Origin of the sequence: Psychrobacter sp. DAB_AL43B (assembly GCF_900168255.1) — a bacterium.
Lineage (GTDB): Bacteria > Pseudomonadota > Gammaproteobacteria > Pseudomonadales > Moraxellaceae > Psychrobacter.
In genome coordinates, this window is record NZ_LT799838.1 from 1109948 (window position 1) to 1135314 (window position 25367).

The 25367-nt window shown below is 41.7% G+C and carries 24 protein-coding genes, 1 pseudogene and 2 riboswitches; of the genes and pseudogenes, 7 read left to right on the plus strand and 18 right to left on the minus strand.

The features are described from left to right. Positions 1-8: 8 nt before the first annotated feature. The 6 genes from DABAL43B_RS04815 to gcvT all read right to left on the minus strand — a co-directional run bounded on the left by DABAL43B_RS04815 (position 9) and on the right by gcvT (position 7010). A complete protein-coding gene (locus tag DABAL43B_RS04815) occupies positions 9-683 on the minus strand; it encodes an esterase/lipase family protein (protein ID WP_079691319.1) in 675 nt (224 codons plus the stop codon). Between the two features lie 211 nt (positions 684-894). After that, entirely contained in the window at positions 895-3795 is a 2901-nt protein-coding gene (gene gcvP, locus DABAL43B_RS04820) for an aminomethyl-transferring glycine dehydrogenase (RefSeq protein ID WP_079691320.1), read from the minus strand. 98 nt (positions 3796-3893) lie between these two features. Then, positions 3894-4265, minus strand: a complete 372-nt coding sequence (locus DABAL43B_RS04825) for an RDD family protein (protein WP_079691321.1) — start codon at positions 4263-4265, stop codon at positions 3894-3896. Between the two features lie 22 nt (positions 4266-4287). After that, positions 4288-5046, minus strand: a complete 759-nt coding sequence (locus DABAL43B_RS04830) for a nitroreductase family protein (protein ID WP_171996324.1) — start codon at positions 5044-5046, stop codon at positions 4288-4290. A gap of 328 nt (positions 5047-5374) precedes the next feature. Then, a complete protein-coding gene (gcvH, locus tag DABAL43B_RS04835; RefSeq protein ID WP_079691323.1) occupies positions 5375-5755 on the minus strand; it encodes a glycine cleavage system protein GcvH in 381 nt (126 codons plus the stop codon). Positions 5756-5822: 67 nt separating this feature from the next. Beyond that, positions 5823-7010, minus strand: a complete 1188-nt coding sequence (gene gcvT / locus DABAL43B_RS04840) for a glycine cleavage system aminomethyltransferase GcvT (protein ID WP_079691324.1) — start codon at positions 7008-7010, stop codon at positions 5823-5825. A gap of 170 nt (positions 7011-7180) precedes the next feature. Next, positions 7181-7319: riboswitch (glycine riboswitch) on the minus strand. A 56-nt stretch (positions 7320-7375) separates the two neighbouring features. Next, positions 7376-7513, minus strand: a riboswitch (glycine riboswitch). 237 nt (positions 7514-7750) lie between these two features. Here gcvT and DABAL43B_RS04845 point away from each other — a divergent pair. From DABAL43B_RS04845 to DABAL43B_RS04860, 4 genes are all read left to right on the plus strand, one after another. Continuing rightward, positions 7751-8071: a YcgL domain-containing protein gene (locus DABAL43B_RS04845; RefSeq protein WP_079691325.1), complete on the plus strand. Its 321-nt coding sequence runs from the start codon at positions 7751-7753 to the stop codon at positions 8069-8071. 237 nt (positions 8072-8308) lie between these two features. Next, positions 8309-8914, plus strand: coding sequence for a hypothetical protein (locus DABAL43B_RS04850; RefSeq protein WP_079691326.1), 606 nt, complete (start codon positions 8309-8311; stop codon positions 8912-8914). Between the two features lie 300 nt (positions 8915-9214). Next, the gene (locus DABAL43B_RS04855; protein WP_079691327.1) at positions 9215-10078 is read left to right on the plus strand and encodes an AAA family ATPase; all 864 of its coding nucleotides are present in this window, start codon (positions 9215-9217) and stop codon (positions 10076-10078) included. Positions 10079-10203: 125 nt separating this feature from the next. Continuing rightward, positions 10204-11427 carry a vWA domain-containing protein gene (locus tag DABAL43B_RS04860; protein ID WP_079691328.1) on the plus strand — a complete coding sequence of 408 codons (1224 nt, stop codon included), beginning with the start codon at positions 10204-10206 and terminating at the stop codon, positions 11425-11427. A 77-nt stretch (positions 11428-11504) separates the two neighbouring features. On the opposite strand, the gene DABAL43B_RS04865 is transcribed toward DABAL43B_RS04860, so the two are convergent. The 11 genes and pseudogenes from DABAL43B_RS04865 to DABAL43B_RS04915 all read right to left on the minus strand — a co-directional run bounded on the left by DABAL43B_RS04865 (position 11505) and on the right by DABAL43B_RS04915 (position 21391). Further along, positions 11505-12326 carry a phosphodiester glycosidase family protein gene (locus tag DABAL43B_RS04865; RefSeq protein ID WP_079691329.1) on the minus strand — a complete coding sequence of 274 codons (822 nt, stop codon included), beginning with the start codon at positions 12324-12326 and terminating at the stop codon, positions 11505-11507. A 73-nt stretch (positions 12327-12399) separates the two neighbouring features. Beyond that, a complete protein-coding gene (locus tag DABAL43B_RS04870) occupies positions 12400-14202 on the minus strand; it encodes an FMN-binding glutamate synthase family protein (protein ID WP_079693037.1) in 1803 nt (600 codons plus the stop codon). 215 nt (positions 14203-14417) lie between these two features. Next, complete coding sequence (rtcA, locus tag DABAL43B_RS04875; RefSeq protein ID WP_079691330.1) at positions 14418-15521, minus strand: RNA 3'-terminal phosphate cyclase; 1104 nt, start codon at positions 15519-15521, stop codon at positions 14418-14420. 538 nt (positions 15522-16059) lie between these two features. Next, entirely contained in the window at positions 16060-16518 is a 459-nt protein-coding gene (locus DABAL43B_RS04880) for a DIP1984 family protein (protein ID WP_079691331.1), read from the minus strand. 97 nt (positions 16519-16615) lie between these two features. Beyond that, a complete protein-coding gene (locus DABAL43B_RS04885) occupies positions 16616-17596 on the minus strand; it encodes a hypothetical protein (protein ID WP_079691332.1) in 981 nt (326 codons plus the stop codon). Positions 17597-17872: 276 nt separating this feature from the next. After that, a pseudogene (locus DABAL43B_RS14555) lies at positions 17873-17977 on the minus strand (RtcB family protein); the annotation flags it as partial. A 72-nt stretch (positions 17978-18049) separates the two neighbouring features. Further along, the gene (locus DABAL43B_RS04895; protein WP_079691333.1) at positions 18050-18895 is read right to left on the minus strand and encodes a hypothetical protein; all 846 of its coding nucleotides are present in this window, start codon (positions 18893-18895) and stop codon (positions 18050-18052) included. Positions 18896-18922: 27 nt separating this feature from the next. Further along, a complete protein-coding gene (locus DABAL43B_RS04900) occupies positions 18923-19213 on the minus strand; it encodes a hypothetical protein (protein ID WP_079691334.1) in 291 nt (96 codons plus the stop codon). A gap of 34 nt (positions 19214-19247) precedes the next feature. Then, positions 19248-19595, minus strand: a complete 348-nt coding sequence (locus DABAL43B_RS04905; RefSeq protein ID WP_079691335.1) for a hypothetical protein — start codon at positions 19593-19595, stop codon at positions 19248-19250. Positions 19596-19692: 97 nt separating this feature from the next. Next, positions 19693-20145 carry a hypothetical protein gene (locus tag DABAL43B_RS04910; protein ID WP_079691336.1) on the minus strand — a complete coding sequence of 151 codons (453 nt, stop codon included), beginning with the start codon at positions 20143-20145 and terminating at the stop codon, positions 19693-19695. A gap of 13 nt (positions 20146-20158) precedes the next feature. Continuing rightward, positions 20159-21391, minus strand: coding sequence for an RtcB family protein (locus tag DABAL43B_RS04915; protein ID WP_079691337.1), 1233 nt, complete (start codon positions 21389-21391; stop codon positions 20159-20161). Positions 21392-21667: 276 nt separating this feature from the next. Between DABAL43B_RS04915 and DABAL43B_RS04920 the strand changes: the two genes are divergently transcribed. Both DABAL43B_RS04920 and rtcR read left to right on the plus strand, forming a co-directional pair. After that, the gene (locus DABAL43B_RS04920; protein ID WP_145952497.1) at positions 21668-22381 is read left to right on the plus strand and encodes a hypothetical protein; all 714 of its coding nucleotides are present in this window, start codon (positions 21668-21670) and stop codon (positions 22379-22381) included. An 82-nt stretch (positions 22382-22463) separates the two neighbouring features. Then, entirely contained in the window at positions 22464-24164 is a 1701-nt protein-coding gene (gene rtcR, locus DABAL43B_RS04925) for an RNA repair transcriptional activator RtcR (RefSeq protein WP_079691339.1), read from the plus strand. 5 nt (positions 24165-24169) lie between these two features. Here rtcR and DABAL43B_RS04930 read toward each other — a convergent pair whose 3' ends face one another. Next, positions 24170-24778 (minus strand): hypothetical protein, encoded by a 609-nt coding sequence (locus DABAL43B_RS04930; RefSeq protein WP_079691340.1) that lies wholly within the window; start codon positions 24776-24778, stop codon positions 24170-24172. Between the two features lie 193 nt (positions 24779-24971). On the opposite strand from DABAL43B_RS04930, the gene DABAL43B_RS04935 reads away from it, so the two are divergent. Continuing rightward, complete coding sequence (locus DABAL43B_RS04935; RefSeq protein ID WP_079691341.1) at positions 24972-25358, plus strand: hypothetical protein; 387 nt, start codon at positions 24972-24974, stop codon at positions 25356-25358. The last annotated feature ends 9 nt before the right edge of the window (positions 25359-25367 follow it).

Below are 25367 nucleotides of genomic sequence, written 5' to 3' on the forward strand. Positions count from 1 at the left end.
GATATTGATTAACGTTTAAATTGACCATGTTGTAAAAAATATCCGGTCTGCTTAGCGACGTCATTATCGACCAACATGCCGGTATGTGATACTGGCATGATTAAATGGTCTGTAGCAGCTTCAAGTTGAGTTTCTTTTAAATAAACCGTACCATCATGGACAAGATGTTCATCGAGCAGTGGATTACCAGCTTTACGTAGTTTGCGATTGTGATACTGCAAAAATACTTGCCCTAAACCGTAGGGGCGATTGCCAGCGATGATACCCAAGGTGATATGCTCAGGTAATGGCGCAACGGTACCATCTAAAGCGTCCACATACGATTTTCCTACCATAGCAGGTGTCAGTCGCCAAATATAATCGGCGCATATACTGCCAATATGCGGTGTACCAAGCGTCACGCAGCGTCCGATCTGCCACTGCGGATAATGATAAACAAAATCACGAATGATAAGACCGCCTAAACTATGCCCGACCAGATCTATGGGTTGGTCAGGATGATGATGTTGCTCAAGCCATTTATTAAGCCGCTCACTATTGGTTTGAATGCCATCGCGCATACTACGATAGCCATATTGATGAGTGTCAAGCCCTTGCGCTTGTAGGCGTTTAGCGAGTGGACGCATAATCCATGCGGTTTGATGTAAGCCGTGAATAAGAATAGTGCGGTTTTTTTGCTGCATAGTATTTTCCAAGAAAAGGTTTTTACTTAAATAAATTAGCTTATATTCTAAGTATATTAAGCTTTTATGACAGCTTTCAATATTGAAAGTACATAAATAATATATGACTGAACAATAAACAGACCAAATAAAAACCTCCAAGTCAGTAGCTGACTTGGAGGTTTTTTAAGTTTCATAACAGACAATTTACTGAGAAGTCTGTTATTGGAAACTACATGTAGTTTTCAATACTTGGGCAAGAGCACATTAAGTTCTTATCACCGTAAGCGTCATCAATACGACCAACGCTTGGCCAGAATTTATGTTCGCGTACATAAGGTAATGGGAATGCGGCTACATCACGGCTATACGGATGTGACCAGTCGCTACTGGTAATCACAGCGGCGGTATGTGGTGCATTGACTAATGGGTTGTCCTCTAATGTCCAACCATCTTCGCCAGCTTTGGCTTTCATCGCTTCAGCTTTGATAGATTTCAGTGCATTAATAAAGCGATCCAATTCTTCTTTTGATTCAGACTCAGTAGGCTCAATCATCAAGGTGCCTGATACTGGGAAGCTCATGGTTGGGGCGTGGAAGCCATAATCCATTAAGCGTTTGGCAATATCACTTTCACTGATGCCGGTCTCGTCTTTTAATGGGCGAATATCGATGATACATTCGTGCGCCACACGGCCATTTTTGCCAGCATACAAGATAGGGTAGTCACCTTTAAGCTGATCAGCAACATAGTTAGCGTTTAACAATGCAAGATTGGTCGCTGCTAACAAGCCATCACGGCCCATCATGGTAATATACATCCAAGAGATTGGCAAAATGCTCGCTGAACCATAAGGGGCAGCTGATACTGCTGAGCACTCATTTTGCGCATTATGTACAGGGATAATCTTGTGGTTGGCAATAAACGGTGCCAAATGCGCTTGCATACCGATAGGACCCATACCTGGGCCACCGCCGCCATGAGGAATACAGAAGGTTTTGTGCAAGTTCATGTGCAATACATCAGCACCCACTTCCGCTGGTTGCATGATAGCGACCTGTGCGTTCATGTTGGCACCATCCATATAGACCTGACCACCATGGTTATGAATGAGGTCACAAATATCACGGATACCTTCTTCAAATACACCATGGGTTGATGGATAAGTAATCATCAAGGCACCTAGATTGTCGCTGTGCTCTTCACATTTAGCGGTTAGGTCAGCAATGTCAACGTTACCATTGTCATCAGTTTTGACCACGACCACTTTCATGCCCATCATGATGGCGGTTGCAGGGTTAGTACCGTGTGCAGATTGTGGAATCAGGCAGATATCACGATTCATTTCACCCAACGACTCATGATAACGGCGGATCGCAAGGATACCGGCATATTCACCAGAGGCACCAGAGTTTGGCTGCATAGAGATTTCATCAAAACCAGTGATGGCTTTAAGCTGCTCTTGTAAGCTATCAATCATCGCTACATAGCCAGTTACTTGATCTACTGGGGCAAAAGGATGCACGTTTGCAAACTCAGGCCAAGTAATCGGTAACATCTCACTGGTCGCATTCAGTTTCATGGTACAGCTACCAAGGGCAATCATACTACGGTTCATCGCTAAATCTTTATCTTCTAAAGATTTTAAATAACGTAGCATTTCATGCTCGGTATGATGCGAGTTAAATACTGGATGGCTTAGGATATCATCGGTACGTAAATGCGCTGCATCTAATGAAACAGTAGCCGCTTCTGGTAGGTCATGTGCTTTGCTAACAAATAACTGGGTTAGGACGCTAAAGTCTTCTTGGTCACTGGTTTCACTAAAAGCAACGCCCAGTTTATTATTGCCAAGACGCCATAAGTTATAACCAACATTATCCGCATTTTCAAAGATTTGCGTCGCAAGCTGCTCTGAACCACAATCAACAACCACGGTATCAAAGAATTGGTCATGAACAACGCTTAACTTATTGTCACCATTGGCATTTTTAATCACGTCAGCAAAAGCAGTGGCAAACGCATGAATACGGGTAGCAATACGCTTAACGCCAGTTGGACCATGATACACCGCATACATACCCGCTAAGTTAGCAAGTAGTACTTGTGACGTACAAATGTTTGAGTTGGCTTTTTCGCGGCGGATATGTTGCTCACGAGTTTGTAGCGCCATACGTAGAGCGGTATTGCCTTGAGCGTCTTTTGATACGCCAATGATACGACCAGGTGCTGAACGTTTTGCTTTATCGGAGAAGGCAAAGTAAGCAGCATGTGGACCACCAAAGCCCATTGGAATACCAAAGCGCTGGGTGCTACCAAGTGCTACGTCTGCACCCATATCGGCAGGTGATTTTAACAATACTAAACTCATGATGTCGCTGACAACTGAGGTATAGGTTTTGTTTTCTTTCACTGCCGCGATAACGTCGGTTAAATCTTTAACATCACCTTCTTGGCCGACATATTGGAATAATGCACCAAAGTAATCACCAGACTTAGCTAGCTCGAAATCACCAACGACAACGTCAAAACCAAAGTATTTGGCGCGAGTATTAACAACGTCTAGCGTTTGTGGATAAATGCGCTCATCAACAAAGAATTGGTTTGATTTGCTTTTGCTCATACGTTTTGACATGGCCATAGCTTCTGCAGCAGCCGTTGCTTCATCAAGTAATGACGCACCAGCAAGCTCAAGACCCGTCAAATCGATACAAACTTGTTGGAAGTTAAGCAATGCTTCTAGACGACCTTGGGCAATTTCAGCTTGATAAGGCGTATAAGCGGTATACCAGCCTGGATTTTCTAACACGTTACGCTGAATAACGGCTGGCATGCGCACAGGCGAATAACCCTGACCGATATAGCTTTTATTAACGGTAATACCGTCTGCCATCTTGCGCAATTTGGCGAGAGCAGCGTGCTCACTCATGGCAAGTGGTAAATCTAATGCTTTATGCATACGTACTGGCTCAGGGACAGTATCATTGATAAAGCTTGCCATATCTTTATAACCAACAGCACTAAGTAAATTCGCTTGCTTGGTTTCATTAGAGCCAAGATGGCGATAAACGAATTCAGCTTCGTTAAATAAACCTTTAAAGGTATCGAACGTTGGGTTTTGAGAGATAGTCATGACAATCCTTGGTTAAGGGAGGAATAAAATAATAATGATGAAGCTTGCTTTTAATAGTTTAACTTGAGCGTTTTATGCTTTTAATATTCAGGTAAGAGTTAAGTCGTTTTTACCACACAAGTACCTGCAATGAAGTCTCCTAGCCTACGAAAATAGCTAACATATAAGATATAATCAATTGCAGCGGGTATTAGTAAAAAATTTAATAAAGCTAAACTGTTTCTAATAATTGATCTTATAAAACCTATTGAATTCTGAGTTTTAAATTCAATGACACGAATATTAAGCAAACGTTTTCCAATGCTTTGACCATTTATACTATCGCTCAGTAAGAAAAGAGAGAAAAAAGCAATTTCAGGTAAAGCTGTTTCTCGACCAAATAGTGTAGATATTAATGTGTAGATCGAAAAACATACAATTAAATCAATAAATTTAGCAATAAATCTAATGTGTAATGCCGCCATTTGCATGATTATATTGTCCGTTTATTAATTATACGTAGTGCACAAATTGATTTTGCTCAAAGCGAAACTGGGTATTGTAGACGCCATTGTCCGCACGCTCGCCAGCCCCAATCATCATAACGATATGATGCTCGTCGCTTAACTTTAACAAGCGCTTCATGGCAGGTTCATCGAAGCCGCCCATCGGACAGCTATCAAAGCCATGCGCTCGTAGTGCCAACATCAAGTTTTCGGCAGCTAAAGAGGTGTTATTGGTTGCCCAGTTTTTTGTATCTTCAAAGGTATAGTAAGGCGATTTGATCGGACCTTTTACACGCCTAACCACTTGAGTTGCACCCCATTTAGCGGCTGATAGCATATTGGCTGGCCCACGCAAAAAGTCCATGGCAACGACTTTGGTGTAGTAGTCTTTGACTTTTTTTGGAACCGGTGTATCAGGATATTCACGTAGAATCTGCTTAGCATGGTCATGCCAAACGTCAGTACGAGCAACGACAGCGATTAAGCGCGCTGATGTTTTTGCCGCATTTTGATTCATGCAGTTTTTGACCGCGCGTTTGCGATTATCAGCATCATCGATAACATAAAACTCCCATGGCTGTAGATTGCTAGAGTTCGGCGCTAGCATAGCCAGACGCAGACAGTCTGCTAATACATCGTCAGGTATTGGCGTGTCCGTAAAACGGCGCACCGAACGGCGCGACTCTACTATGTCGCGAAACGCTTGTAGCTGCGGGGTATGATTAGGCGTAGCGAGGCTGTCTTTACTATGAGTGTTGGGGTTCATATTAGGATCCATGCTGGGGATTGAGTAATCAACTTGAGTCATTATCGATTGCACATCTTTAAGATAAACTGACAAGTGATTAATACGAATAAACGAGATAGCGATTGGAAGTAATAAATTGGCCGATTCAGCGCTTTTAACGAGTAGGCGCTTTTAAATAGCAAGAGCCTTTAATTAGCAAAAATCTTTCATTAGTAAAAGCTTTTAAATAAGTAAAAAGTACAGATACCAGCTGACGCTAGTATCTATAATAAGGAGTCGTATTTTTTCTAGATAAAACTGAGACTTAAATCAAATCTCGCTTTTGTATGAGTAGGTAAAGCTAATATTACAGCTCGCTTTCGTACTCATCAGCAGACAGTAATGCTTCGTAGTCAGCCATATTGTCAGGCTTCATTCTAAAGAACCAACCTTCACCATATGGGTCAGAGTTGATGATCTCTGGATCATCTTCTAGTGCTTCGTTAATCGCAACGACTTCACCTGAGATAGGCGCATAAACGTCAGAGGCCGCTTTTACTGATTCAACCACTGAGATTTCGTCATCAACAGCGATGATGTCACCCACGTCTGGCAATTCTACAAATACCACATCACCCAATAGCTCTTGCGCATGGTCAGTGATACCAACAGTAATAGTACCGTCGTCTTCTAAGCGTAACCACTCGTGGCTGGCGATGTATTTTAGTTCTGCTGGGATGTTACTCATGGTCTCTCTCCTAAGTGATAGAGGTTACTTAATAAAAAAAGGAAGCTAATGATAGGGTCTATGACGACTATGCGTCAAACTGCTGTTTGCCATTACGAACAAACGGTAGCTTAAGAACGCGTACATCGACGAATTTACCTTTGCCGCGCAGATCAATTTGCACATTGTCATCGTCTGCTAGGGTAGCAGGAACACGGGCGATGGCGATAGAGTTTTTGAGGCTAGGGGAGAAGGTGCCACTAGTAATGATACCTTTTTGCTCTTTATCAGTGCCTTGATTGATGGTCACTTCCATGCCTTCACGTAATACGCCACGACTGGTCATTAATAGGCCGACTTGTTTCATGGCGGTATTGTCATTTTTTGACTGTTTGCGTTTATTAACAAGTGCCTCACGACCAATAAAGTCACGCTCGTCTTTTAACGCAAGTGTCCAACCCATATTGGATTCATAAGGGCTGATACCTTCATCCATGTCATGACCATAAAGGTTCATGCCAGCTTCCATACGCAAGGTATCACGAGCGCCAAGACCGGCAGGTTTAACGCCATTGGCTTTTAATTGCTCAAAGAACGCTGGTGCTTCATCGGCATGCATGATGACTTCGACGCCATCTTCACCAGTATAACCGGTACGGGCGACGAACCAATCTGCGCCTTCGATATCCGTTAAGTCGGCACCAACAAAAGGCTTAATCGCGGTTAAAGTATCAGCCCAGCTAGGTTTAACTTGTGCCAGTTTTTCAACCGCATTGGGTCCTTGAACAGCAAGCATAGCAAGCTCTGTACGCTCAGTTAACGTAACATCAAACTCTTTCACCGTTTTTTCAAAATGCGCCATATCTTTATCACGCGTTCCGGCATTTGATACGATACGGTATGCCGTTTCTTCACTATTCGATAAGTAGACGATTAAGTCATCGATGATGCCGCCTTGCTCATTAAGCATAGGAGAATAAAGTGCTTTGCCAACTGTTTTTAGTTTATCAACATCATTAGCGAGCAGCTTTTGTAACCATGCTTTGGCATCACTACCTTTCACATCAACAATAACCATATGTGAGACATCAAACATACCGGCATCGCTACGAACGGCTTCGTGTTCTTCGATTTGTGAGCCGTAATGAATAGGCAATTCCCAGCCAGAAAAATCTACCAGTTTGCCAGCACTATCGACGTGAGACTGGTAAAGAGCAGTACGCTGAGGGGCTTGGCTATTGGTATCTTGAGCAGTGGTATCTTGAATATCGGTCATAACAAATCCTTATGTGTATATCAGTCGTACTCGATGAAAAGTATCATAGCTGATGCACATTATCATAGTAGCGAGAAGCAATATCGCAGGGCGCGAATATCACATCAAAGGTTGGTACAGAAAAAATACAAAGCAATTCACCAAACAAACGCTGAACGTCGGTTTAGGTAAAAGCCCTATCTGTCCTGTAACCTGAGATTTTCAACACGACCCATCATTGTCTGTTTTTAAAAAGCCAATGATGTCGCGTTTTCTCCCCTTCGGTGGGTAAGGCGTCGTCCGTCCTTACCGCTCTCCAGATTTGTTATGCCTAAGGTTTAGAGTGCAATACGCCTATCAGCGCGATACAGATAAACCGTTGTGACATGTGTTTTTCAGTCCTTTTACCTGAGCGATTGGCAGGGTGGATGCGCCTTCGGTGGTCATATAGCGGCTGTCAGCTCATGCTCATTGATATGAGCGTAACCAATTTGATGCTAAAGACTCTCTCCTGAAAAACGCTTTTATTATGGAAGGTTCACAGCTTTTTTACAAGTCATCAAAGGTATTAAAGTGAATAATTTTGGCAAAAATCACTTTTTATCAGGATAATCCGCCAAAATTTATAGGATGTGAGCGTTTTTATGTCTATGGTAGCGCATAGCTTTTAAAGCGATTTACCATATCAAAACGTAAAGCGACTAATGATGTTTGCTTGAAATATGCTAACCTATGACGATAGTTTCTGACAGGTTGTTCTTATGCATTGCGATATTTATAAATTCTCCAAACATGACGATATGTATGTCTATGTTGCGCGTCCTGATTATCCTAACGATACCGACGAGATTAAGGATTGGCTGGGTGTCCTACCGAAAGACTTTCGTGCCAGCTTAGGTCGTAGCAAGTTTGTCATGCATTTAGATTTGGCAGCCACGCCAACCCTTGCTCGTGTCGACAAAGCAGAAGTATTGGCAAAATTACAGTCGCAAGGGTATTTCGTGCAGATGCCACCACAAGATGTTATGCGCCGCCAAGCAGAGTTGCGTGCACGCGAAGCCCAAGACAATATTTATGATTAGCAAATGCTCTAAAAAAGGCTTTAAGAAGGTTCAAAATGAAAGCTTTAAATTCGTTTTATTAAATTCTATTTCTTAGTTCTCTTTCTTAATTTGCTTTTTTAAAAATAGTAGATAGACATATATGAAACATTTAGTGTCATTCATTTTGGTGAATAGTCGTGATAAACTAGGCACTGATTAACATGGTTACTATCATCAATATCCCGCATTATTGACAAACGCAGGTAATAAAAACGCATGGACTGGTTAAAAAATCTCTTACATAGCTTACCGCTAGAAGCCATTAGTGACATTCTTGGTGAGATTGCTATTTGGTGGGGGCAGTTGGTAAAAGACGTGCCGGCAGCAGACTTACCGATGTATGCGTATCTTGGCGGTGTCATTATCGTATTGGTACTTTGGGTGCTGGTTGCTCGGGTATTACCACGGCCATTGGGTGGTATGAGCTGGATGATATTGTTTGCCGTTTTGCTCGCTCCAGGGACTGCCCTTGGCGACCCCAGTGTGATTGCACCAGCCAGTATCAGTGTTGTTTATGCCATTATGATGAAAGACACAGCTGGCGCGATTGCGAACTTATTACCCATATTAGTCGTGCTGGTGGTGGGCTTGTTTGTTGGCTTTGTTTGGCAGCTCATTCGCGGAGCATTTGAGTCAAGCTTAGACAAAGCCCGTCGCCATACCTCTGAGGATACCCAAGCTAATATGCAGCTGGCGTCCGGCAACTATATGGCAACAGAGTCTGACGCGTCAGTGCCAGTAGTAAATTCTGAGACAGAGATTAGTCTAAAAAAAGATAATAAGTTGCTTAAGAAAGTGTCTAAAGATGCTGACCAGCCTTAATACTTTTAGTTTTTAATATCTATGACTGTCAACTTTAGCCTCATCATGATTTTCTTATGATCTTAAAAGACACCGTGTGTGTCTTTTTTTATGTGAGATGGTTTGCTCTTTGCTGGTTAACTTGAGCAATTGAGCGCATTCAAAAATAAGTAAGAGTTGTTAGTATCTGCGAACGCATGAGTATTTTGGCAATCAACAATGCTGTGCTAATCTAAATGATTATTTATCATCCATCGATTGCTTATAACCCTTTTATTACGCTTAAATCCTTTAACGTATAACAATAACTGAGACTTGATTATGACCACAGCGGATAAAACGAAGAAAAAATTTACTGGCACGCAAAGCTATATTGCCACCGATGATTTACAGCTGGCAGTCAACGCAGCGATGACGTTACAAAAGCCATTGCTGATCAAAGGTGAGCCGGGTACCGGTAAGACTTTACTGGCAGAAGAAGTTGCCGAAAGTTTAGGTATGCCACTGATTACATGGCATATCAAATCGACTACTAAAGCAGAGCAAGGGCTGTATGAATACGATGCTGTATCGCGTTTGCGTGATTCGCAAATGGGTGATGATAAGGTGTATGAAATTGGCAACTATATTAAGCCGGGTAAATTGTGGGATGCCTTTACTAGTAAAGAGCGTAGCGTACTATTGATTGATGAGATTGATAAAGCGGACATTGAATTCCCAAATGATCTGCTACACGAACTTGATAAGATGTCTTTTTATGTTTATGAGACCGGCGAGACCATTACCGCTGAGCAACGCCCAGTAGTAATTATCACTTCAAACAATGAAAAAGAACTGCCGGATGCATTTTTGCGTCGTTGCTTCTTCCATTATATTGATTTCCCAGAAGAAGAAACCATGCGCCAAATCATTGAAGTGCATTTTCCTAATATTCAAGAAAAGCTGGTCAATGATGCGCTTGATATCTTTTATAAGCTACGTAATATTCAAGGGCTCAAAAAGCCACCATCAACCTCAGAATTGGTCGATTGGTTAACGCTATTACTTGCCGATGATATGGCGCAAGCAGAATTAGAAGAAAACTTGCGCGGTGAAAAATCTATTCCGCCGTTATATGGTGCTTTGCTTAAAAACGAAGCTGATGTGAGCCTGCTCCAGCGCTTTGCCAATATTATGCGTCGTTAAGTATGATTCGCCGTTAAGCATTGTTATTTACAATGAGGTCATGATCTAAGCTTTTAATGGACATGACCAAGTTCATACACAGGTCCAAATCGTAACCATATCAGCCAATAAGTGATGCATATCTTATGTTTATCAAACTATTCTATACCTTGCGGACTTACGGTGTGCCCGTTAGTACGCGTGAGCTGCTTGACCTAAATGCCGCGCTTGAGCAAGGGTTGATGATGCAGCCACATCCTGAAAATCCGGAATTGTCTACCTTTGCCAGTCGTGAAGATATGTACCGGTTGATTCGGCTCTGTATGGTCAAAGATGAGCGCCACTTTGATAAATTTGATCGGGCGATGGCAGATTATTTTGAGGGCGTTGATAGTCTCGATATGGATGAGCTGTTGGCTAAGCTAACGGATATTCCTAAAGAGTGGTTAGATTTAAAATTAGACCCAAAAAACCTGACTGATGAGCAGCGTCGCCTACTCAAAAAATACGGCTCCCTTGAAGAGTTGATGAAAGCATTAGAAGAACGCCTCAAGGAGCAAAAAGAGCGTCATCAGGGTGGTAGTAAGTGGGTCGGTACGGGCGGCACTTCACCATTTGGGGCCTATGGCGATCATCCAGAAGGCGTAAGAGTCGGCGGTGAATCGCGTAAACGCAGCGCCGCCAAAGTTTGGGAGCAGCGTAAATACCGCAATCTTGATGACGACAGTCAACTTGGTACCCGTCAAATTCAGATGGCATTGCGCAATCTTCGCCAGTTTGCACGTACAGGTAGCGCTGATGAGCTTGATATTCATGAAACCATTAAACGCACTGCCAAGAAAGGCGTGCTTGATATTCATATGCAGGCTGAGCGCCGTAACCGTGTCAAAGTGCTGATGCTATTTGATGTCGGTGGTAGTATGGATATCCATGTCGAAGCGTTAGAAAAGCTATTTTCTGCAGCCAAAAATGAGTTTAAGACCTTAGAGTTCTTTTATTTTCATAATTGTTTGTATGATTATGTGTGGAAAGACAATGACCGTCGCCATAGCGCACCGATGCCAACCTTTGAGCTGCTTAATAAATATGGACGAGAGTATCGTGTCATATTCGTTGGTGATGCGTCGATGTCGCCTTATGAGCTGATGACGGTCGGCGGCAGCGTTGAATATATGAATAATGAAGCAGGTATAGTATGGCTGAAGCGTGTGCTAGCACATTTTGATAAAGTGGCTTGGCTCAATCCTGAGAATCCTGCCTATTGGCAATATACTCAAACCATCGTTGAGATTAAAAAGCTATTTGATAATAAAATGTATCCCATGACGTTGCATGGGGTCGAAGAGATGACCAACTATATGGCACGGTAGTAAAGGTTTTGAGCATTATTTGGTTCATTTCAGTAATAAATCACTTAATAAGAAGTAGCCGTTATGATTCATAACGGCTACTTCTTAGTTTCAATGAGCCCAATGATAACACCCATCTCTTTTTTATCGTGTTTATCGATGCTGGGCGCATACAACGCTGAAGCGATACCGCCATCCAAAAACAGCGCATTTGGACACTGTAGATCGTCTTTGAACAGCGCTGAAAATTGATAAAATGTCACAGGCTCATCGCTATTAACAAACCGTATGCTGCCATCACTGCAAACGCCTGCGCCGTTACGAAGCTTGATTGATGTGCTATGAGGGTTAAATTGCGGATGAATCTCATTATTAATAACCAGCATAGGGCCCGATTGAGTGGCATACCAAGGTTGGGCTTGACCACTTGTTAGCTGCTCATCTAAGGTGTTGCTTTCGGTGATTTGCACTGCGCCAGTCTTATCCCACCACATCACACCATTAGGCAATAAGTGAAAGTTGCCACCACCTTCTTTAAGGTTTAACGCACGAATCTCTTTACCTTTGATAACGGTATAGCCGATGGGCGCGTAGTTCTCGTTGTACATGCCAGCGTTCATGGCAAAATTCAATGTTTGTTCTGCTGGCAAAGTCGTTAATAAGTTATCAAAAGACAGTAACGGCTGAGTACTATTGGCTTGCTGCCAAAATAGCTGTAGTGAATAACGTTCGCCAGCTAATACTTCAGATTTAACATAACAAACACTATAAGCAAACGGTGATTTCTGCGACTGACACGACCAGTCAGTCGTATCAGGGGCAGTGCTATGGGTGTCCGTTGGCTGGCAAGCACTTATACTAAATGCGATAAGTGCTGCTGCTAGTATGGTGTGAGGTCTAGTAAAAGTGGAGCTTGGCATCAATGACGTATCTTTTATCATGTGGACAGAGTTTGTTTATTTTAATTATTCAATAGTGCTCAATGTTTAGTATTTAGTCGCTTGTAGGTGGAAAGTCGCGAAAAGTGTTGTTAACGTTACCGATTAACCGCCCACCGCCAGTGATATTCACAAAACTCCCAAGACCCTGATCTGTTGTCGCACTGGTTTCTTTACCTTTATCACGCGAGTCTTGATTATAAGCAATTAAGGCATCGTTATTGGCTAAGAAGCTATCAGCATTTGCCATCACCCACATTTGATTAAACACGTCCGCGCGCGCGCTATTATTGAGCAGCGCGCCCTTATCGGTAAAATAGAAGAATTTAGACAATAGCTTAATCTGTCCGTCATCCAAACGGCGCGCGATATGATAAGGCTGCAATTGACTCGGATGTTGCAGACCAACCGCACCTACGATGCTGGCAAGTGATTTGAGCGTGTTCTTATGGAAGCTTGCGACACGATCCGCTTTGCTGGGCACATCGAGTGCCTTTTGACGATAAGGGTCTTGCGTTGCAACGCCTGTCGGGCAAGTATTGGTATGACATGAGCGCGATTGAATACAACCTACGGCAAACATAAAGCCACGTGCTGAGTTACACCAGTCTGCGCCCAATGCGATCAGACGTGCAATATCGAAGCCGGAGACGATTTTACCGCTGACGCCGAGCTTAATTTTGTCACGGATACCGGCACCGACTAAGGTATTGTGTACTAATAAAAAGCCATCGACCATCGGCATGCCGACGTTATCCATAAACTCAACGGGCGCTGCACCTGTACCGCCTTCAGCACCATCAATCACAATAAAGTCAGGATAGTTATCAGCTTCAATCATAGCTTTAACAATCGCCATAAACTGCCAAGGCTGACCGATACAAAGCTTAAAGCCAACCGGTTTACCTTCTGACAGTTCACGTAGTTGTTGCCAAAATGCGACCAGCTCACGTGGATTACTAAAAGCCGAATGCGAAGAGGGCGATACGCAATCTTGTCCCATTGGCACTTGGCGGGTATCAGCGATTTCTTGGGTAATTTTTTCTGCGGGCAGCACGCCACCTTGCCCGGGTTTCGCACCTTGTGATAGTTTTATTTCTATCATTTTAACTTGTGGGTCGACGGCTTTTTCAGCAAAGGATTGTGGATCAAAATTGCCATGGTCATCGCGGCAACCAAAATAACCCGTGCCCAGCTCCCAAATCAAGTCGCCACCAAACTTACGATGATAAGGACTGATTGCGCCTTCACCGGTATCATGGGTAAAGCCGCCCATCTTTGCGCCTTGATTGAGCGCCATAATGGCATTGGCTGATAAACTGCCAAAGCTCATCGCTGAGATATTGAACACTGACATATCATGCGGCTGCTGACAACGCTCGCCGCCAACAATAATACGAAAATCTTTATTTTTTAACGGTTCGCTAATTGCTGATTGTAAAAACCACTCTTTGCCATGAGCATATAAATTATCAAGCGTACCAAAAGCATTGGTATCGCTGACATTTTTGGCACGTTGATAGACCAAAGCGCGCTGCTGACGCGAAAATGGTACTTGTTCCTTATCATCTTCCAGCAAATACTGACGAATCTCAGGACGAAAATCCTCCAGTACATAGCGGATATGCCCGGCGATCGGGTAATTGCTTAATATAGAGTGCTTTGATTGCAGCAAATCATAAATACCTATAGCGACTCCAATACCGCCAATCACAATCAGCCACCAATTAAATAATAGTACGCCCGCTAAGAACAGTAATATAGCAGCGCCAAAGGTGCTATAGCGCAGCAATACACCGGTCAAATAAGGAGAGTTATGGTCAGGTTTGGGATTTAGATTGGTACGAGATTGGGGCATAGCAACGCTCAACAATAAGACATGAAAGTTAAAAAACGCGCTAATTACTAGTAAGAGATAAAAGCAATATACCCCAATCATCGATACAAATGATTTGGAAGTAAGCCAGCTTTATCTTAACTTGTAATTAACGCGCACATTATACGCTTATGATATCACTGCATCGGTGTAATTGGGTAACAGTGTGCTAACTCGATTTCTGCAGCCAAGTCATTTTAAGCCACAATCTTGACCATTGTTCTATCGTTATCAATAATGTCAAAGGTAATTTTAACTGGTAAGAACTGTTCTATTAACCAAGCTTGAGTCTCGGAATGCTGACTAATGACGCGCGTGGTAAACTCACCGCCGCCGGATAAAGCTAAAGGAAGCAGCAACTGATCGGTTAGATACTCGTCGACTAATGCATCGGTTTTAAACAAGTAACGCTTCACCAGTCCTGCTAAGCGATTGCCTATCTTTTCAGCCGAAGTGCGTTTTTCTCCTAGCAAAGTAAACATCTCTTGGTGATGTTGTTCATGATTGCAGGTTGCAGCAACTTTATGAGTTATTTTCGCGTAGCAAGTATTGCCTTCTCCAATGCCAATCAGTTTATTACCTCTTGTGGTAATAAGCATTTCGTCGATTCCAGCTTCAACCAATAGCGCTTTCGCGCTGGCAAGTTCACGTTGGCAAATGTCGTACTCTAAATTCAGCACACTGGCGACCAACTCTATGCTTATAAGCTCACCGCGTTCCATTAGTTTAAACGGTAACCTATCAGCGCGGCGCAAAAACGGCGCTATCGTTGCCTTAATCACACCGCCACCGATAGGCGCAAAACCTGCTTGCAGACATTCAATGTCTACTTGCATAGCCAGCTTAGTAAGCGCAGGAATAAACGCATGTTGTAAAAAATCTATGGTTGGCGCCATTGGATTGTGAGTGCCGCCTTTAATCGTTACGGTTGAAGCAGCTTTGCTATCAGTATTAGCAAACAGCAGGGCAGGGAGTATAGTTTGCAGCACGAGACTGGTACTACCAGCCGAGCCGATATCAAAAGCATAATCGCCTGAGTTAATCGTATTTGGCGTAAAGCTAAATGCCGTACTACCTAAATGTGCGCCTGACACGCTGGCATCTGATATCGCTTGTGAGGCTTGCACGCACATTAGATGTTGACGCATTAATCCAGGTTTAGCACGTCCAGCCCGAATATTAACTATCTCAATTGGGGTGCCGGTTAACATAGATAATGACAATGCGGTACGGATAATTTGTCCACCGCCTTCGCCAGTGCTGCCGTCGATTTTTAGGGGTTTAGTTTTTGATATTGGCATGATGTGAGACTTTCTTATTTTTTGGGATGCTTTTAGAGTTTTTTGATGACACTCACCGCGTAAGGATAATTGAATAGGTTTTATAAAAATAAAGATGTTAGAGAGCAATAAAAATAAATGCGTTGGGCAAAGCAGTGCTTCGCTTATTCCTCCTCAAGACTTGCAAGGAAAATATCTACAGGCACAGCCTTCCGTCTTGCGCTGCGGACAACTGTCTCCCAGACAGTTGTTACTCCTTGCTCATAAAGAGAATTTTCAAAGGTATTCTGCTTAACTAAATAAATTGAAACCGACTGTCAGTGTCTGGTGGTAAGGTCTAAATAGTGCTATGTGAGCAGTGACGTGTACGGGGCATGAGGTGTAAAAAATGCGTCTGCCCGCAACGCGTAGCGGCCACTACAGTATGTTTTCAACCCCCTGTTGTGGAAGTAAGGGGCCTGACACTCGCTCAGTCGGTTCCAAACTGGTCGTCTATGCGCTTATATTCAGCACGTAGAAAATTCTAAAATATGTGGTTTAACATTGTTATTTAAGCAAATCATTCAACCAAATCAATCTGCCAGTTACTGGCTTGAATAACAATGTTAATTTTGCGTAGTTTCATAGCGATGTCATCGGCTTGCTTTTGTAATCCTGCGACCGAGACTATGATATTCCATTTAATCTCACGATGGCTATAGCGATCTGCCTCAGTATCAGTGGCTTCAATTGCCTCAATCAATAACTTATGGCGCATCTCTAAGGTATCACGCTCAACCAGTAGTGTCAGCATCGATTGACCTTTATCCGTCTTAGCAATGGCATTGGTACGGTGAATACGCTCAATTAAATTACTTAGCTCACTAATAATTTGGCTAGCCTCTATCATCAGCGCATTAGGATCTTCGCTTGGCGTATCGCCGTCTTGGACTTTGACGTTGCTGCTAATACGACCTTTGAGCTGGGCAAGCTTCTTTTGCATATCGCTGCGGATAAGTAGGGCTTCTGCGAGTTTCATTTTGGTTCTCTCTTATAATTATATATGCCAGTATATTGCGAGAATAATATCTATTTTTAAAATTTAAACTGAATTATTCGTGTTTAATTCGAAGTAATCAACTTAAAAATTCAGCAAACGGTATTACAAACAAGTGCCTATTTTTAATCACTACAAAGCTATCACCACGTGCCCATGGATAAGAAAATTTTTCTCCTACTTTAAGAATGTTCTCTCCGTCATGCTCAAAAACGATCTGCTGCATAATTTGCGCTTGATGATCTTTCCTTAGTTCAACTAAATAAAATAGCGTCCTATAATGATAGCCGCCGTCAAATACAGCTTTATTGCCATGAATAATAAAAGCACTACTACCAGAAACAGGCATATGCCAGTAATCGATAATATTTTGATTTTGAATGCGTACTAAATCAAACTCGCCGCAATCGTTATCGTCATTGTAAAAATAATAAACATAAGTATCATTATTTGAAGATACATTTAGTGCATAACAGTCTTCTATAATATGTAAACTACTTGAAGGTTCAAACTCGTATAATTTTTCACCATCGATATTCCATGCAACCAAACCTGATGATCCTATAGGGTCATACCAATCATAACCGCCGCAACCCAATATACCTTGGTCAAAATAACTGATCCAAGTAATATCGTCTTTCGTCATATGAATCTCTGCAATACCGTCGCCTAATAGAAACTGTTGTCTCAATACTCCATCGACAGAATAGATATAGCCATTTTTATCATAGTCATTTTCACTTCTATATTGAGAGCGGTTATTGGCTAATAAAATATCGCCGTTGGTAAAGCGTTGCACATTATGAAAACCAACCTTTGCCGTAATCTCTACATATAGTGATAATTCACCACTATCATCTGTCGTCTGCCAAATCTGATACGTCTGTTGTTGATTTAGATTTGTCTCTACAAAACCAGCGCTATTAATTTGTTCACGATTATCTATAGAGTTTATGGACATCAGTATTAATAATTGACCTGCATAGTCTTGAGATAAGCTAACAAACTCGCCTTTAGGTAGTTTGGTATAGGGCTGAATATCTTTTGTGATAGTTTGCATTTTGTTCTCATTAATTTTATAACTTAAAATATGGTGGACATGACGGGAGTCGAACCCGCATCAATGCAATAACTGCCGTTTTTAGTCGAACAGCCGAGACATCTCATTGGAAACGCGCGCCAGTGGTAGACCATTTGACATAGCCAGCACCTGCATCCACAACCATACCGAGACTCCCACTTACGTATCGCACCAGACATTACTCTGACTACCTGTTAATAATCATTTTTAGTAGCGGCGTCCCCTGTGTGCCTACATGCCCATATTTTCTATAACCTAACCTTTAACACAAACCACCTGTCGCAAAGTATGTACGATCTCTACCAAATCACTTTGCGCTTTCATCACATCATCAATATTCTTATAAGCTGCTGGGATTTCAAAGTAGTCGATCCACTCATAGTGGTACACATAGAAATATTTAATCTTATCTGGTGAATAAGGTAATAAAATCTAATCTCTCAAGCTAATATTACTCAAGTTTTGAAAGTAATTTAAACCTTCCGTAATACATAGTTTGTCGCCATGATTTAATTTTGTAAAATCAGGCTGAAGAGTTGCCTTTATCAAAGCATTAGTAATTGTTTCGGCGTTAGTATTTAGCCAAGTATTAATAAGCACGCTATAAGCAGGGTCATCTTCGGTAAAGATGCTATAGAATCTACTATCTTCCATGTCCATACGCACGATTAAAGCTAAATACAAACACGCTAATAGTTTGTCTAAACTGCTCATCCAAAGCTCAAGTAAAGGCTGAATGTTGAGTCCTGCCATATAGAACATAGTGATAATATCAATTGCTCCTTCAAATTCAGAAAACTTTGTCCAGCCCTTAGAATGATTAATATATAAATCGAAATAGGTCAGAGCAAAATCCTGCATAAACTGTTTTTCTGATTCAAGCCAAAAATGATTATTAGCAAACTGACAGTGATTAAAAGCTCCATAACGACCTAAAATTCCAAACTCTTTGCCTTGGACAAATGAGCTTATAATTCTTGGCAATAAGGCACGCATTTGCTGTTGCACTATTGATTCATCGCTTATCTCAGATGAAAAGTAGCGCTGTAAAACCTCATCGGGAATGGCATTAATATCCGAGTAACTTGCCCAATCATTGATCAGGGGGTCATGAAAACAGATATCGCAAGGACACATACCTGTTGGCTCAATTAATGAGTAGCTGGCAAAAATATTATAAGCCTTATCGACCATAGCCGTTAAGTTAGCACAGTCAGTAAAATTATAATGCTCATCAATTGACGGCTTCGTTAGAGAATCTAAGTATTGTCTATCCATAAATAATCCTACCGTTAATATTCAAAGTTAAGCATAATTTAGCAAATAGTCATAATCAAACAATTCTGCTTCTGATAAAGTGTCTAAGTCATCAAGATTGGCATAAACGCTATCTTGAAATAACTTGATTACCCTTGAAGACGTTGCCCAATTTATTATATTTCGATCAAAGTCATTACAGATAGATATTTGACTAAATTTAAAGTTATCTGCCTTATATAGGCAGCCAATATAGCCGATAATAGCTTTATGACATTTGACCTTTGCCTCCCAAGTTGCAAACAAAAAAGTAGCGCTTAATCCTGCTAAATTCCACATATTCAGTATTGCCTCTACTGATTTATATACGTCATTACATCCTGTAATAAGCTTTTGAAAGTGTAATCTGGCAAATCTCTGTATCTATTCTAATTTCTTGACCATTATTAAATAACTCAAGAATTCTAGACAATAGATATTTAATTTCAACAACCAGTGATTCAGGCTCGTTTGCAGCAGCGTCTAAGTAGTCAAAGATCGCTTGAGCGCTTAGCGAACTAACAGGGTTTTTCTTGATTTCTTCAAGACTATCGCCTGATAAGCAGCAACCCGTACAAACGCCCTTAACCTCCTCAATAGAACACTGTACGAAAGTCTCATAAATTTTAATTATTAAAGCATCCATCTGCTCGTTTATATCTTTACTTTGAGAAGTTGTCATCTGCTGCCTCTTTATATTTACTAAAAGCCTTATCTATTTAAGCGCGCTGCATCGGTAGAGGTTGCCAGTATGTAAAGATAGACGACTAGTGACCAAACTAAATAACAATTCCTGATGCTTTGCAATACTGCTTAATAGCCTTAAAGTATTGAGGTTTAAAGAACGTGAAGGTAATTGCCGAGTCAAACGTAGTTTGATATTCCTCATGTTCCCATGCAATATTTTTCCATTGTACAGTCAACTTTCTAATGATTATTTCAGTAGAAAAAACCCCGCAATGATCGCAGCCACAATGACAACGATATATCACCACTCGGTTTGTGCCTAATTGATTAGGCTGTGATACTTGACCTAGTAGCTGCCATATATAGTTATGTGCTAAAACCCCTTGATAGTTCAGGTCGTTATCGAAGTTACCTAAATGCCGACAGTCTCCTAACAAATTAATTAATGGCCGACCATCAATAAAGAATTCAGGGATTTTTTCATCATCTAAATCGTATGCATCAGAGTAAGTAAAATCGACTAATCTTATATGAAATTTATTCATAACCCAGCCTAACCTATCCCTTAACACAAACTACCTGACGCAAGGTATGCACCACTTCTACCAAATCGCTTTGCGCTTGCATTACGTCATCGATATTCTTATACGCTGCTGGAATTTCGTCAATCACATCCGCATCTTTACGGCATTCTACGTCTTCGGTTTGCGCAATTTGATCGGCTACCGTGAACTCTTTTTTCGCCTGAGTTCGTGACATCACCCGACCAGCACCGTGTGAGCAGGAGCAAAATGATTCCTCATTACCTTTACCACGGACAATAAAGGATTTTGCGCCCATGGAGCCGGGGATGATACCGTATTCACCAACGCGAGCCCGTACCGCGCCTTTACGAGTAACGAAGATTTCTTCACCGTAATGCTCTTCTTTCGCCACATAGTTATGATGACAGTTCACTGCTTTGACCGCTGCGTTAAACGGCTTTGGCACGATTTGGCGCAAGGCTTTAATCGCTTTTTCCATCATGATCTCACGGTTTTTAAAAGCGAATCTTTGTGCCCAACCAACCGCAAACCAATAATCATCAAAGTGCTCGGTACCTTCGGCAAAGTAAGCCAAGTCTTTATCAGGCAAGTTAATAAACCACTTACGCATATCCTCACGCGCCAGCTCAATAAAGTAGCGACCGATAGCATTTCCCACACCGCGAGAGCCTGAGTGCAGCATAATCCACACTTGATTGGTCTCATCCAAGCACACTTCTACAAAGTGGTTACCCGTACCTAGCGTTCCTAGATGCAGCAAGTTATTGGTGTTTTTTAACCGTGGATGCTTTTGGGTTATATAATTAAAGTCATCAACCAGCGTTCCCCAGCCATCCATTACCGTATCATCAGGGTTTGACCATGCGCCAACATCACGACGTGAACCGCGACCACGGGTTTTGCTACGACCATGCGGAATCGCTTTTTCCAGCTCAGTACGCAGACCTAGCAAGTTATCGGGCAAATCCTCAGCGGTTAGGGTAGTTTGCACCGCCATCATCCCGCAACCGATATCGACACCGACCGCTGCTGGGATAATTGCTTCTTTGGTCGGCAATACTGTACCGATAGTCGCGCCAATACCAACATGCACATCGGGCATTACTGCCAACCATTTATAAATAAAGGGCATTTGCGAGGCTTTGATAAGCTGGTCATGGGCTTTTGGGTCAACAGGGACGCCTTTTGTCCAAAGCCTGATAGGGGTTCCACCATCCTGAATAATATCGTGAGTGGTTGGTTGCATAGCACTTTCCTTAGATTTAAAAATATCATTTATTATTGAATAAGCTGTATTTTATACATTGCGAAGGTTGTGCCAAGTTTAATGTATTTGGGTAAGCATTATTTAAGTTATTGATTTTGAATATAAAAAATTAAAAGGGAGGAATATTTTTGAAATATAGGTTGGATATTTTAATTATAAATAATTCTATTTACATAGAATTTAATATATATAATTATATTGACGAGCCTTTCAATGAATATGATATTCATAACTGACAACGAGTAAATTTGAAATATGATAGATACCAGTAAAACATTCAAATCGCCTTTGTTCAGCATGCACTATTTAATCAGTCGATTGTCGATAAGTATACGATTAATGATGGCGTTTCTATTGGGATTAGTCGCAGGGCTGATAATGCAAAGTGAGATATTTAGTATCCTATATGTGCTCTTGTTTTTTATGACAGTAGCAGTTGCCCTGACTATAAAACTATCAGCGCGATTCATAAAATTAGCTACGTTTGCCAGCTTTATGAGTGGTTCACTACTAGTAGGTTTGTACCCTTATTCATCTCTAGGGCCGAAAATATATATCCTGATAATGATGCTCGTAATGATTTGGGTATTCGTCATGGGATGTGCTTTTTATGCGCTATCTAATCCAGAAAAATACTTTAACTATTTTTATAATATTATTTTATGGGTATTAGTATTTACAGTATCGTGGCTGGCGAAAGCATCGATAATCATCAGTTTTGCAATAACAATGACCGTGATTGTAAAAATATTCCAACTATTACTGACCGAGGATTGGACCGTTAAACGTGCTAAAGCTTACGTATTTAGTGTATTGCTACCAAGTATATTAGGGGTTAGTTTTGCCGCATTGTCTAGTTATGATTCTCTAGAGGCTAATTTAGATAATGATTATAGTGAGGTTATCGAGCAATCGCTGATAAATACAGACGATTTTAAAGATAAGAATGAAGGAATGGTGATTAGCTAAAAGTAGTAATTAATCAAATGGATAAAGTCACAGCGTTGATATAGTTATTAGTATTTGCTTGACAGATAATAAAGAGAAATTCATGCTCCAGAAAAACCAGAATAACAAAACCGCCGTCATCGGCTTTCTTGGTACGACTTTAGACAATGGCTTTAATGATAAGCGTTGGCAACGCTGGCGGCCTACGGTGAGTTTGGGTTTGCATGATGAGCTGCTGGTTGATGAGCTGCATATTTTATATAGCACCCGAGACAAGCGACTATTTAAGATTATCAAAGATGATGTGGCACAAGTCAGTCCGCAGACACAAGTTATTGGTCATCATGTCTCGTTATCTAGTCCGTGGGATTTTGCGGATGTCTATGCCGAACTGTATGATTTCGCGGCAGCGTTCGATTTTCAAGATAACACTGACTACTTACTGCATCTGACTACGGGTACGCATGTCGCGCAGATTTGCTGGTTTTTATTGGTAGAGGCAGGATTTATTCCTGCTGATTTACTTCAAACTTCTCCATGTCCGAGACCTGATCAAGCCGATCCGCAAGGTCGCTATCAAATAATAGATTTAGATGTCTCGCGTTATGATGGTTTACGTGCACGCTTTGAGGCGGAAAAGCAACAGCATTGGCAAACCCTGCAAGCCAATCTTGTCACTCAAAACGCTGCTTATCAAAAGCTCATCTCCGATATCGAAAAGGTTGCCACTCGTTCAACTGCACCAATACTTCTAATGGGAGCAACAGGGGCAGGCAAGTCGCAATTGGCAAGCCAAATCTACGCCCTAAAAAAGATAAAATCCGACAGTACGGCACAAGCTAAATATGCTTTGAATAAATTCGTCGAGGTCAATTGTGCCACTTTGCGTGGTGACACGGCAATGAGTGTGCTGTTTGGTCATGTCAAAGGCGCATTTACGGGTGCAGCGAGCAATCGTGATGGCCTACTCAAATCAGCGGATAACGGTTTATTATTCTTAGATGAAATTGGTGAATTGGGACTGGATGAGCAAGCAATGTTATTAACGGCACTAGAGGAGCAGCGCTTTTATCCGCTAGGTAGTGATGCGCCGATTAACGTCTCGTTTCAACTAATGGCAGGAACCAATAAAGACTTGCGGCAAGCGGTTGCCAATGGCGAGTTTCGTGCGGACTTATTTGCACGGCTCAATACGTGGACATTTTTTTTGCCATCGCTGAAAGATAGACTAGAGGATTTACCTGCCAATATCGATTATGAGCTGGCACGTTTGGGCAGTGAGCAGCAGCAGCAATACCGTTTTGCGCCAGATGCGCGGCAGCTGTATGAATCCTTTGCCATGAGTGCTGATGCGACATGGCAAGGCAACTTTCGCGATTTGACCGCCAGTATGATTCGGCTGACTACGCTTGCTGAAAGTAAAGCTATTAGAGTGGAGGATGTGCAAGCGGAGATTGAGCGGTTAAAAGAGTTATGGTTACTACCAATAAGTAATATTCTACAGTCACAAAATAGCCTAAGTGGAAATGAGCCCAAACCCGCTTTAAATAGAGAAACGGTAGAACAAGGTAGCCATATTATTCTAAATCAATATCTTGATGAAGGAACTCTTGCAACTATTGATCCCTTTGATGCGGTGCAATTAGCGTATGTGATTGAGGTTTGTATCCAACATAAGAACCAAGCAACGGCTGGACGCTATTTATATGCTAACTCAAGAGATAAGCTTAAAAGTCCAAATGACAGCGATCGTTTGCGTAAGTATCTAATGAAATTTGATTTGAGGTTTGATGAGTTGGGGTAAGTAATTTATGAACAGCCTTCTCTTACCCTCAACGCTGATTCAAGGCCAATACTAATACTAGTTACGATATCATTATCCACTTGATATTTAGTGCCAACTCTTTGCTCACTGTTTTGACTGTTCTCTTTATACCAATAGTAAATGATAATATTTTCGTTAGGATTGCCGTAAGGACTGTCTTCGACCTCAGGTGATTGACCGTCATGCTTAGCATAGAGCTGATCAAGGCTATCACCAGTCGTAACACCATAGGCCGATGAAATATCTTTGCTCCACGTACTTATTTCAACTACCGTATTATCGATAATCATGTAGTCGGCAGCAGGATGAGAGGGGCTTTGTGCGCCGAAGCAGTTGCCCAAAGTTTCAGTGTTTTGCGTTAATATCTGCGGGTCAAAGGTAGCACCGATCTTTATATTATCAAGGCTATTGGCAGTAAAAGAGCCAGAGGGCGAGATATCGGTAGCCATGCGCTCATCGACTTTGACCTCACTAGTATTATCAACGTCGTTATCGCTAACGGTATCCGTTGTTGGTGTGCAAGCTGTTAAACCTAGTAATAACACGGCGAGCAGAGGAATTATTCGGTATGGGCTTGTGTATAAAGTCGGCATAAGCACTCCTATTCTTTAAAATCATAGCTTTTGACTATCGGTTTGTCGTGACTAAAGTCAATTTTACATGGGATAAAATTATATCCTTTCCTATTTAACTTGTTTTAAGTATCTTTCATCATACACATATAGTTAAGTGTTTCCACAATAACGAATACTACTTTAATGAAATAGAAAGTTAAGTGAGTTAGATATGCAGCACCTCAAAGCAAGCGTTTGTTTTATTTTAATCGTCTTACTGACGGCTTGTCATCCACTGCCCGAATCAAAGCAAACAGTTGGTTTAGTCGACAATAAATCGACTGCAATGGTGGGTATTACCGAGGAGAAGGCGCTTGATGCACTATTAACAGTGCTAGAAGAGCAGGAAATTGGCAACCTTGACTGTTTAGGGTTTCGTTCTGAGAGCAACAATGATGACACCATAGCGACAACTTGGGAGTTTGCCGCTATTGAAATTCACGATGAAATCTGCGGTGGCGATCCTGACGTTGGTCATGTTCGTAATCGCTATAAGGTTAATGCCAATGGTTCGGTTATGGTTTACGATGCTATAACTGCTGAATATGAACCGCTCTAATATTTGCTT

Excerpts from the sequence above, each read along its gene's own strand:
- DABAL43B_RS04895 (WP_079691333.1), bottom strand. The coding sequence starts at position 18,895 with ATGGATAGACAATACTTAGATTCTCTAACGAAGCCGTCAATTGATGAG.
- DABAL43B_RS04830 (WP_171996324.1), bottom strand. The coding sequence starts at position 5,046 with ATGAACCCCAACACTCATAGTAAAGACAGCCTCGCTACGCCTAATCAT.
- rtcA (WP_079691330.1), bottom strand. The coding sequence starts at position 15,521 with ATGCCAATATCAAAAACTAAACCCCTAAAAATCGACGGCAGCACTGGC.
- DABAL43B_RS04930 (WP_079691340.1), bottom strand. The coding sequence starts at position 24,778 with ATGCCGACTTTATACACAAGCCCATACCGAATAATTCCTCTGCTCGCC.
- DABAL43B_RS04845 (WP_079691325.1), top strand. The coding sequence starts at position 7,751 with ATGCATTGCGATATTTATAAATTCTCCAAACATGACGATATGTATGTC.
- DABAL43B_RS04880 (WP_079691331.1), bottom strand. The coding sequence starts at position 16,518 with ATGAAACTCGCAGAAGCCCTACTTATCCGCAGCGATATGCAAAAGAAG.
- DABAL43B_RS04815 (WP_079691319.1), bottom strand. The coding sequence starts at position 683 with ATGCAGCAAAAAAACCGCACTATTCTTATTCACGGCTTACATCAAACC.
- DABAL43B_RS04860 (WP_079691328.1), top strand. The coding sequence starts at position 10,204 with ATGTTTATCAAACTATTCTATACCTTGCGGACTTACGGTGTGCCCGTT.
- rtcR (WP_079691339.1), top strand. The coding sequence starts at position 22,464 with ATGCTCCAGAAAAACCAGAATAACAAAACCGCCGTCATCGGCTTTCTT.
- DABAL43B_RS04885 (WP_079691332.1), bottom strand. The coding sequence starts at position 17,596 with ATGCAAACTATCACAAAAGATATTCAGCCCTATACCAAACTACCTAAA.
- gcvP (WP_079691320.1), bottom strand. The coding sequence starts at position 3,795 with ATGACTATCTCTCAAAACCCAACGTTCGATACCTTTAAAGGTTTATTT.
- DABAL43B_RS04855 (WP_079691327.1), top strand. The coding sequence starts at position 9,215 with ATGACCACAGCGGATAAAACGAAGAAAAAATTTACTGGCACGCAAAGC.
- gcvH (WP_079691323.1), bottom strand. The coding sequence starts at position 5,755 with ATGAGTAACATCCCAGCAGAACTAAAATACATCGCCAGCCACGAGTGG.
- DABAL43B_RS04935 (WP_079691341.1), top strand. The coding sequence starts at position 24,972 with ATGCAGCACCTCAAAGCAAGCGTTTGTTTTATTTTAATCGTCTTACTG.
- DABAL43B_RS04915 (WP_079691337.1), bottom strand. The coding sequence starts at position 21,391 with ATGCAACCAACCACTCACGATATTATTCAGGATGGTGGAACCCCTATC.
- DABAL43B_RS04905 (WP_079691335.1), bottom strand. The coding sequence starts at position 19,595 with ATGACAACTTCTCAAAGTAAAGATATAAACGAGCAGATGGATGCTTTA.
- DABAL43B_RS04825 (WP_079691321.1), bottom strand. The coding sequence starts at position 4,265 with ATGCAAATGGCGGCATTACACATTAGATTTATTGCTAAATTTATTGAT.
- DABAL43B_RS04850 (WP_079691326.1), top strand. The coding sequence starts at position 8,309 with ATGGACTGGTTAAAAAATCTCTTACATAGCTTACCGCTAGAAGCCATT.
- DABAL43B_RS04870 (WP_079693037.1), bottom strand. The coding sequence starts at position 14,202 with ATGCCCCAATCTCGTACCAATCTAAATCCCAAACCTGACCATAACTCT.
- DABAL43B_RS04910 (WP_079691336.1), bottom strand. The coding sequence starts at position 20,145 with ATGAATAAATTTCATATAAGATTAGTCGATTTTACTTACTCTGATGCA.
- DABAL43B_RS04865 (WP_079691329.1), bottom strand. The coding sequence starts at position 12,326 with ATGCCAAGCTCCACTTTTACTAGACCTCACACCATACTAGCAGCAGCA.
- DABAL43B_RS04900 (WP_079691334.1), bottom strand. The coding sequence starts at position 19,213 with ATGTGGAATTTAGCAGGATTAAGCGCTACTTTTTTGTTTGCAACTTGG.
- gcvT (WP_079691324.1), bottom strand. The coding sequence starts at position 7,010 with ATGACCGATATTCAAGATACCACTGCTCAAGATACCAATAGCCAAGCC.
- DABAL43B_RS04920 (WP_145952497.1), top strand. The coding sequence starts at position 21,668 with ATGATAGATACCAGTAAAACATTCAAATCGCCTTTGTTCAGCATGCAC.